The organism is Capillimicrobium parvum (assembly GCF_021172045.1).
Classification (GTDB): Bacteria; Actinomycetota; Thermoleophilia; order Solirubrobacterales; family Solirubrobacteraceae; genus Capillimicrobium; species Capillimicrobium parvum.
Window position 1 is genome coordinate 5,944,763 of the sequence record NZ_CP087164.1, and the last position, 8,508, is coordinate 5,953,270.

Genomic DNA, 8,508 nt, shown 5'->3' on the forward strand with positions numbered 1-8,508 from the left:
TTGCCGGAGGACTCGTTCGAGGATAGCGCTGCCACAGGCCCGCCCCGGGAGGCCTGGCTCAGCCCGCGAGCGCGGCGACGAGCTCCTCCAGGGAGCCGACGACACGGCCCCCGCTGTGCACGATGAACGCCTGGACCTGGAGATTCACCGCGATGCCGGGCTCGCCGCTCTGGCGCAGGTCGGTGCGCAGGCCGAAGCAGCGCACGCCGATGCCCGCGGCGAAGCCGACCTCGGACGCGGTGCCGGAGTCGAGCTCCTGGCCGTCGAGGTGGGCGGCGAGCAGCTCACAGCCGCGGATCGCCTCGATGTTCCGGCGGCCGGCCTCCGCCCAGAGCGCGGCCTGCCCGCCGGTGTGCTGAGCCTCGGCGATCTCGTCGGGGTGCATGAGCGCCCACGGGTCCACCGGCTCGACCACCTCCCGCAGGGCGGGCAGGTACACGTGCTCGTAGTAGTGACGGCCCGCGGCGCTGAAGCCGAGCGGGCTGGCGATGTAGCAGCGGGGGCGCGACGGCACGCGCGGGACGGTAGTGCGGTCAGCGCGCGCCGTCGAGGAAGCGGGCCATGAGCCGATAGGTGGAGCGGGGGCGGTCGAGGCCGAGCATGTGGCCGGCGCCCGGGAGCTCGACGTGGGTCAGCCGGCGGGCGGAGGGACCGGCGTCCGCGGCGATCGCCGCGACGAGATGGCGCGCGGCGAACGGGTTGATGTCCCAGTCGTGGGCGCCGAAGGCGAGGAGGACCGGGACGCCGCGCCGGAGGGCCCGGGCGTAGTTGCGGTTGGACGGCGGCCGGGACTTGAACGACAGCGTCACCGAGACGCGGAAGTCCGCGAACCGCCAGCGGCGGGCGGGCCGGATGCCGCCGCCGATCCAGGCCTTCGTCGCGGGGGCGTTCAGGAGCCTCGTGAGCTTGCCGTCGCGGTAGCACCACGGCGGAAATCCGCCGCTCGGCCGGCACGGACGTCGGGTGTCGTACGGGTTGGGCGAGAAGCCGACGTGGCGGCGGACCTCTCCGCTTCTCGGGAAGAGCCGCATGTCGAGCGGCTCGGGGACCGGGGTGGCCCGCAACTCGGGCGGAAACCGGCGGGTGTCGGGGAACGGCCGGGTGCGCGTGCGGCTCGGGCGCGTCGTGACCTGCGCGCGGTAGCGCCGGCACGCCATGGAGCGGGCGTGCTCGACCTGCCGCAGCGTGGCGGTCCCGGCGGTCGCGCCGGGGATCGTGGTGGCGCAGGCGTGCAGCAGGGTGCGGATGCCGCCCGCGGTGCCGGCGGTGCAGTTCGCGGGGCTGACGAGGCGGCGGGCGCAGAGGTAGTCGGGCTGGGCGCGGGCGGGCGCGGCCTGGGTGTCTCCCAGGGACGGTGCCTCGAGGAACAGCCCGGCGAGCCGCAGGCCGCGGCCCGCGTCGCCGTCCAGGATGCGGCGGGTGAACTCGGAGATGTAGGTGCCCGCGAAGGACTCGCCCGCGAGGATCAGCTTGCGGCGGGCTAACTGCGGGTGGTCCCGGCGAAACGCACGTAGCCACGTCGAGAAGTCCCGGCCGGCGGCGCGGACGCTCGTCAGATAGCGCGCTCGTCCGGTCGAGAAGCCGGTGTGGCGGGGCTGGTCGAGGTACACGACATTGGCGAGACGCGTCCAGGACCAGGGGTTCCTGCTCACCTCGGCTCGGCCCGGCCGGAAGGGCGCGCGCAGCCGCCACGGCCCGTTGCCGACGAACACCGGCGTCATCGAGGACGCCCCCGGACCGCCGGCGACGTAGACGACGAGCGGCGCGCCGGGTCGCTGCGAACGCGCGAGCACGTGGAATAGGTGCGCGCCAGGGGCGACGGTGGTGTAGCCCGCCTCCAGGTTCGACGGGCCGGCCGGCACGGCGGGCGTCGCGGACGAGCCGCCGGCCGCCCCGAACGCCGGCGCCGTCCCGCCGCCACCGGACGGCGGCGTCACGCCCGACGTGACGTGAGCGAGTCCCGCGGCCGCGACCGCTGTGAGGATGGCCGTCCGGGCCCTCATGGCCGGCGCCCCGGTCGCGACGTTCGTGTCTCGGCTCTGGGGGCGGACGCCGAAGCGTGATCTCCGCGCATCAACTCAGCGGACGCACTCCAGCACAGCGCGTCCATCCCTTCCGGACGCCCCATTCGTGGTGGCCGTGTCCCGACCTCGGCGAGAGCCCGAGGAATCCGCCAGCCGTCCTTGAGGCCCCCCGGGGCGCTGGGTCGGCGGTCGCGAATCCGCTCCAGGGGTGGCGCACACCATCGCCGGCCATGATCCCGTCAAGCAGTTCGCCGGCGATCGAGGGGGTCCGTCCCGCAACGCGCCGGGAACGCTATCGACTCGGAGAACACCCTGATGGTCGAGAGGCCACGGAGGTCGACGGCGAGCTTCAACGCCGCCGCGTCGCCGGGGTCGCTGCCGAAAGGGCCGATCAGCCGCCGTTGGCGTGCGGCGCACCGCCGACCACACCGCGCGCAGGATCAACACCTGCGAGTGGGCGATCCAGGACTCGAACCTGGGACCTCTTCCTTATCAGAGAAGCGCTCTAACCGACTGAGCTAATCGCCCGGGGTCCGGGGATGATAGCGACGGACGCCGGGGCTCTAGGACCCGCGGAGGCGGGCGGCGAGGTCGAGCCCGCTGTCGAGCGAATCGAGGCGCAACTCGGCACGGTAGCCGCCGGCGTGGGCGCGGACGTGGACGTCGTGGCCGAGGGCGGTGCTGAGCGCGTCGGCGAGCTCCTGGGCCGCGGCGGCCTGGTCGGGGTGGACCTTTGGGGCGGCGGTGCCCGAGGCGCCGGAAGCTTCCGGGCGACCGGCGCGACCGCTCTCGCGGGCCCGGGCCTCGAGGACGCGCACCGACCAGCCCTCGGCGGCGGCGCTGCGCGCCAGCGAGCGGCGGTCGGCGTGGTCCTCGGAGAGCAGGAGCGCCCGGCCATGACCTTCGCTGAGGTGCCCGGCCTCGATGAGCTCGATGGCCTCGTCCGGCAGGTCGAGAAGGCGCAGGAGGTTCGAGACGGCCACGCGCGAGCGCCCGACCCGCCGGCCGACCTCCTCGCGCGTCAGGCCCAGCTCCTCGACGAGGGCCGCGCAGGCGTGCGCCTCCTCGATCGGGTTGAGGTCCTCGCGGGCCATGTTCTCGATGAGCGCGACCTCGAGCGCCTGGGCGTCCTCGCGCGGCCGCACGAGCGCCGGCACCGTCTCGAGGCCGGCGAGCTTGGCCGCCCGCCACCGGCGCTCGCCGGCGACGAGCTCGTAGCTGCCGCCGGGCAGCGGGCGGACGAGCACCGGCTGGAGCACGCCCCGCTCCCGCACCGAGCCGGCGAGCGCCTGCAGCGTCTCGTCCTCGAAGCGCCGCCGCGGCTGGCGCGGGTTCGGCGCGATGAGGTCGACGTGCAGCTCGCGCAGCTCGTCGACGGGTGCCCCCGGCTCGGCGGGAGCTGAGACGGAGAGGATCGCGGACAGTCCGCGCCCCATGCCCCGGGCAGCACCGGATCGGCGGCGAGCAGGCACGGCGTGCGCGGCGATCTCGCGCTCGTCAGGCACGCGCGGCGACCTCCTTGGCCAGTTCGAAGTAGGCGTCCGCACCCGCGCAGTGCGGGTCGTGGTGGATCACGGGCAGGCCGAAGCTCGGGGCCTCCCCGATGCGGACGTTGCGCGGGATCACCGTGTCGAAGACGAGCGAGGGGAAGTGCTCGCGGACCTCGCGCTCGACGTCGCGGGCCAGCCGCGTGCGGCCGTCGTGCATCGTGAGCAGCATCCCGGCCACCGTCAGGCGCGGGTTCAACTCCCGCTGGACCAGGGCCAGCGTGTCGAGCAGGCCGGCGAGTCCCTCGAGCGCGAAGTACTCCGTCTGCACCGGCACGATGACCCGGTCGGCGGCGACCAGCGCGTTGACGGTAAGGGGGCCGAGTGAAGGCGGGCAGTCGAGCAGCGTGAACGCGTAGCGCTCGCGTACGGAGGCCAGCGCGTCACGCAGGCGGGTCTCCGAGCCGGCGAGGCGCGGGAGCTCCATGTTGGCGCCCGCGAGGTTGGGGCTCGCGGGCAGGACCTCCAGGCCGGGGATGTCGGACGGGCGGATGGCCTCCTCCGCGCGCGCGTCACCCGAGAGCACCTCATAGATGCTGGGCTCGAGGTCCTTCGGCAGGCCGATACCCACGGTGGCGTTCGCCTGCGGGTCGATGTCGACGAGCAGCGTCGGGTAGCCGGCCTCCGCGATGCAGGCGGCCACGTTCACGGCCGTGGTGGTCTTCCCCACCCCGCCCTTCTGGTTGGCGATCGCGTAGACGTTGCCCATCGCGCGTCACGGTACCGGCCGGCTCGGTCGCCATCGGGTCCTCGCCTGGACGGTTCGTTCGCGAACGAACCGTCGACCCCAGCCTCAGAGTGGCCGCTTGCGGGCCATTCCTGGGCGTCGCGGGAACTTCGCCGGCGTCTCCCGCACCTTCGAGTAGACGTACAGCGTGCGGTGATCGGCGCCCGGACGCGGAGTCAGGCCGACGGCGCGAGCGAGTTCCATCCCCACCTCGCGGGCCGCCCCGGCGGCGGCGGTCTCCTCAAGTGGATCGGGCCGGCCCTTCCAGGCGACGAGCCGGCCACCTAGACGGAGGGCCGGCGCGGCGTACTCCACGAGAACACCGAGTGGGGCCACGGCGCGCACCGCGACGACGTCGAGGTCGCGCTCGGGCCACTCCTCGATCCGTGCGCAGGCAACACGCGCATTGGCGGCCCCGGCCACCTCCACCGCCCGCCCCAGGAACGCGCACTTGCGCCCGACGCTCTCGATGAGGACGACCGCCGCGGCCGGCAGCGCTACGGCGAGGGGGATCCCGGGAAAGCCGGCGCCCGCCCCGAGATCGGCGATCGTCTGCGCCTCCCGCACCTCGTCGAGCGACAACGCGGAGAGCGAGTCGGCGATGTGCGCATCCACGGCGACGGCGGGGTCGCGAACCGTCGTCGGCGCGGTGGGGTCGTCGCGGACGAACTCGAGCAGCCGGGCGAGGCGCGCGACGGAGGCGGCGTCGAGCCCGTGCTGATCGGCGACGGCGTGGAGGCGGTCCATCCAGGGTGGGGCGGGCATCGCCCGCATCCTTGCGCACCGGCAGTGCAAGCGGCCGGACCGGCCGCGCGACGGGTGAGACACTCACTCCGTGCCAGGCGGGCCGACCCTCACCCTCGACGTGGTCCCCGGCCGCTTCGCCGTGGCGCGACTCGACGCCTCGGCGTCGGTTCCCGACTGGGCGCTGACCGGCTCCGGTGATCTGGCCGGGGTGGTGCGCCGAGGCCCGGAGTTGTCGATCGTGTGCGCTGAGCAGCGCGTCCCGGCCGGGGTGACGGCGAAGCGCGGCTACGTTGCACTCGCGGTGCGCGGGCCGCTGGACTTCTCCCTGACGGGCATCCTGGCCGCCCTGGCCGCCCCGCTCGCGGAGGCCGGGATTCCGATCTTCGCGATCTCGACCTATGACACCGACGTCCTCCTGGTCGCGGACACGCGGCTCGACGACGCCCGGCGGGCGCTCGAGCATGCGGGGCACATCCTCGCCGGCGTTTCACGTTTGTCATGACGGTGAAACACAGGACACGCGCGGCGCCCACCGTTACTCCGCCAACCGCGCCCGAGCCCGCTCGCGCGCGATCACATCCGCGTACCGTTCGGTCATCTCCCGCAGACGCGACGCGGCGTGCCCGTCGAGTTCACCCACCACCCGCGCCTCCAGGACCGGAAGGACGTCCTCCACCAACGCCCGGCCGCGCGCCATCCACTGGTAGTACGACCGGCCGCCGTGGTGGTAAGGCCCGTACAGCTTCGTCCGCGGGAAGCGCTCCATCAACCACCGGAACAGCGCTTCGTGGCGCGTGTGCATCCGCAGCGTGACCTGGGGTTGGCGGCCATCGCCCCCGAAATGCCCCTCGCCGACGATCACCCCGACGAAGAACCCCTCATCGAACGGGTCGAGGGCGCTCATGCGCCCAAGTGTTTCACCGTCAAGACAAACGTGAAACGCCGACGGCTACTCGCGGCCGCCGGCCGGAGACACGACGAGATGCCGGTCGGGCTCGTCGCCCTCGCTGTGCGTCTCGACGTCGCCGCGATCACGCAGGTGCTCGTGGACGAGCTTGCGCTCGCTCGCCACCATGGCGTCGAGGGCGACCTCGCGCCCGTACCGCAGGGCCTCGTCGGCCGCCTCGTCGGCCTGGCGGCGCAGCGCCGTCGCCCGGCGGTCGCGGTAGCCGGCCGCGTCGATGACGATCCGCAACTCGCTCGGCCGACCGCGGAACACGATGCGCTGGGCCAAGTGCTGCACCGCGTCGATCGTCTGGCCATGGCGCCCGATGAACAGACCCATGTCGCCGCCCTCGAGCGCGCCGACGATCGTGTCGTCCTCCTCGCGCACGACGACCTCGGCCTCCTCGAGCCCCAGCGCGTCGCTGATGGTCTCGAGCAGCTCGCGGATCGTGTCCCGAGCCTCCGTGCTGTCCACGCTCACCGTCGCCTCCCGGACCGCTTCTTCTTCTTGCGCGGCGATCGCGGAGGCGCCGCCGCCGGACGAGGCGCCGAGGCCGACGACTGGTCGGCATCCGCCGTGGTCGCCGCCGACTTGCCCTTGGCCGCCGCGGGTCGCGACGAGCCCTTGGCCGGCGCCGACGCCGCACCCTTTCCGCCCGCCGACGCGCCGTTGGCGTCACCGGTCTTCGCCGCGTCCGTCGCGTTCTGGGCCCGGGCCATCATCGACCCGAAGAACCCGGGGCCCTTGTCGCCCGAACCGAACGCCTTCGACGCATCGCCACCGGCCGCCTCCAGCGCGGCCTCATGTTGTCGATCCCATCTTCGTCCGAGGGTCTCCCGGATCGTGAACTGCTGGACCAGCGTCCAGATGTTCGTGGTGATCCAGTACACGAGGAGGCCCGCGGGGAAGCCGATCACGAACGGGATGAAGACGAAGGGAAGACCCAGCATGAGGAACCGCTGGTTGCGGTCCATGTTCGGCATCGACATCACGATCGTCGAGACGAGCTGCGTGCCCACGTAGAGCACGATCAGGATCACGAGCGTGGTCCCGACCGCCTTGCTCGTGATGTCCGGGATCCCGAGGAACTCCGCCGCCGGGATGTTGCCGCACGCCTGCGGATTGCTCGGAGGGTTCGGCTGGCCGTTGGCGAGGGTCGGGCAGATGTCGAGCCGCAGGTCGTGGCGCAACATGTAGAAGAGCGAGATGAAGACCGGCAACTGGAACACCAGCGGCAGGCACGCGCCGAACGGGTTGACCCGGTGCTCCTGGTAGAGCTTCATCGTCTCCTGGTTGAGACGTTCGCGGTCCGACCCGTGCTTCTCGCGCAGCGCCTTGATCTGCGGCGCCAGCCGCTGCATCGACCGCATCGACTTGTACTGCCGGATCGCCAGCGGCACGAGCGCGGCCCGCACCACGATCGTCATGCCGACGATCGACCACCCCCAGGAGAACCCGAGGCTGTGGATCGCCTTGAGGATCTCCTCGAAGACGTCGATCAGTGGTTGCAGGATGTTGGCGAAGAGCGGCATGTCTCAGGTCTCGTGTCGCGTCCGGCCGGCCGTCGGGAACAACCGCTGCGACTCCACGGGATCCAACCCCCCATGGCTCAGGGGATTGCAGCGCAGCAACCGCCAGCCCGCGAGCACGAGGCCCCGCAGTATGCCGAACTCGCGAATCGCCTGGACCGCGTAGGCGGAGCACGTCGGGTAGTACCGGCACCGCGGGGGCAGCAGCGGCGACACGAAGCGCTGGTAGACGCGGATCGGCGCGATGGCCGCGGAACGCAGGACGTTCTTCACGTGCGGGCGGCCGCGCCGGCCTTCTCGACCAACTCGGCGAGCGCCTCCTGGACGCCGGCCAGACCCTCGCGCTCCGCGAGCTCACGCACGTCCGGGCGCGCCACCACGACCACGTCCTGCCCGTCGGGCAGCACGTCCTCGCACCCGGCGAACGCCTCGCGCAGCAGCCGCTTCACGCGGTTGCGGTCGACGGCGCCGCCGACCTTCCGGGACACGGACACGCCGAGCCGCGCCTCGCCGTCGCCGGTCCGCGGGAACGCGTACACGACGAGATACCGGTTCCCGTGCGAGCGACCCTGGCGGTAGACCCGCTCGAAATCGGCGCTGCGGGTGAGACGGCCGCGCTTCGCGCGCCCGGACACGGTCAGACGGTGAGGCGCTTGCGGCCCTTGGCCCGGCGCCGCTTGAGGACGATCCGGCCGGCACGCGTCTGCATGCGGGCGCGGAAGCCGTGCGTCCGAGCGCGCTTGCGCTTCTTGGGCTGGTAGGTGCGCTTCATGGGCGCCGCAGTCTACCGCGTCGCTCGTCCACACTTCCGTCCACACGCGGTCCACATCCGCGTGGGCGCCTTTTCGGCGGCATTTGCGAGCTTTGCGTCGGCGCCCCACGACCCGCCCCGGACGACCCTTGATAGGTTCGCCGAAGCCGGAGCCTCCGGGCTCCCTTTCGCCATAGGAACCCTCGACTCCACCCCAGGAGCAGCCGCCCCCTGTCC

Annotated in this window: 12 protein-coding genes and 1 tRNA gene; 1 reads left to right on the top strand and 12 read right to left on the bottom strand. The window is 72.8% G+C overall.

Translation table 11 applies throughout. The annotated features are described in order from the left end of the window. Window positions 1–58 precede the first annotated feature (58 nt). From DSM104329_RS28805 to DSM104329_RS28830, 6 genes are all read right to left on the bottom strand, one after another. Window positions 59–514 carry a nucleoside 2-deoxyribosyltransferase gene (locus tag DSM104329_RS28805; RefSeq protein ID WP_259313321.1) on the bottom strand — a complete coding sequence of 152 codons (456 nt, stop codon included), beginning with the start codon at window positions 512–514 and terminating at the stop codon, window positions 59–61. Between the two features lie 19 nt (window positions 515–533). Next, complete coding sequence (locus tag DSM104329_RS28810) at window positions 534–2,003, bottom strand: S10 family peptidase (protein ID WP_259313322.1); 1,470 nt, start codon at window positions 2,001–2,003, stop codon at window positions 534–536. A gap of 475 nt (window positions 2,004–2,478) precedes the next feature. Continuing rightward, window positions 2,479–2,552, bottom strand: a tRNA-Ile gene (locus DSM104329_RS28815). 35 nt (window positions 2,553–2,587) lie between these two features. Then, on the bottom strand, window positions 2,588–3,529 hold the full coding sequence (locus tag DSM104329_RS28820; RefSeq protein WP_259313323.1) for a ParB/RepB/Spo0J family partition protein: 942 nt from the start codon (window positions 3,527–3,529) through the stop codon (window positions 2,588–2,590). After that, window positions 3,522–4,280, bottom strand: coding sequence for a ParA family protein (locus DSM104329_RS28825; RefSeq protein WP_259313324.1), 759 nt, complete (start codon window positions 4,278–4,280; stop codon window positions 3,522–3,524). Before DSM104329_RS28825 ends, DSM104329_RS28820 begins: the two co-directional genes overlap by 8 nt. Before the next feature lie 84 nt (window positions 4,281–4,364). Further along, complete coding sequence (locus DSM104329_RS28830) at window positions 4,365–5,063, bottom strand: 16S rRNA (guanine(527)-N(7))-methyltransferase RsmG (RefSeq protein ID WP_259313325.1); 699 nt, start codon at window positions 5,061–5,063, stop codon at window positions 4,365–4,367. A gap of 100 nt (window positions 5,064–5,163) precedes the next feature. On the opposite strand from DSM104329_RS28830, the gene DSM104329_RS28835 reads away from it, so the two are divergent. Then, on the top strand, window positions 5,164–5,547 hold the full coding sequence (locus DSM104329_RS28835) for an ACT domain-containing protein (RefSeq protein ID WP_259313326.1): 384 nt from the start codon (window positions 5,164–5,166) through the stop codon (window positions 5,545–5,547). A 33-nt stretch (window positions 5,548–5,580) separates the two neighbouring features. On the opposite strand, the gene DSM104329_RS28840 is transcribed toward DSM104329_RS28835, so the two are convergent. The 6 genes from DSM104329_RS28840 to rpmH are packed head-to-tail and all read right to left on the bottom strand — an operon-like array spanning window position 5,581 to window position 8,292. Next, complete coding sequence (locus DSM104329_RS28840) at window positions 5,581–5,949, bottom strand: hypothetical protein (protein WP_259313327.1); 369 nt, start codon at window positions 5,947–5,949, stop codon at window positions 5,581–5,583. 45 nt (window positions 5,950–5,994) lie between these two features. Continuing rightward, window positions 5,995–6,471: a Jag family protein gene (locus DSM104329_RS28845; RefSeq protein WP_259313328.1), complete on the bottom strand. Its 477-nt coding sequence runs from the start codon at window positions 6,469–6,471 to the stop codon at window positions 5,995–5,997. Continuing rightward, complete coding sequence (locus DSM104329_RS28850) at window positions 6,468–7,523, bottom strand: YidC/Oxa1 family membrane protein insertase (RefSeq protein WP_259313329.1); 1,056 nt, start codon at window positions 7,521–7,523, stop codon at window positions 6,468–6,470. Before DSM104329_RS28850 ends, DSM104329_RS28845 begins: the two co-directional genes overlap by 4 nt. A gap of 3 nt (window positions 7,524–7,526) precedes the next feature. Next, window positions 7,527–7,793, bottom strand: a complete 267-nt coding sequence (yidD, locus tag DSM104329_RS28855; protein ID WP_259313330.1) for a membrane protein insertion efficiency factor YidD — start codon at window positions 7,791–7,793, stop codon at window positions 7,527–7,529. After that, on the bottom strand, window positions 7,790–8,155 hold the full coding sequence (rnpA, locus tag DSM104329_RS28860) for a ribonuclease P protein component (protein ID WP_259313331.1): 366 nt from the start codon (window positions 8,153–8,155) through the stop codon (window positions 7,790–7,792). The genes yidD and rnpA overlap by 4 nt, the downstream gene beginning before the upstream one ends. A gap of 2 nt (window positions 8,156–8,157) precedes the next feature. Beyond that, on the bottom strand, window positions 8,158–8,292 hold the full coding sequence (rpmH, locus tag DSM104329_RS28865) for a 50S ribosomal protein L34 (protein WP_259313332.1): 135 nt from the start codon (window positions 8,290–8,292) through the stop codon (window positions 8,158–8,160). Window positions 8,293–8,508 lie beyond the last annotated feature (216 nt).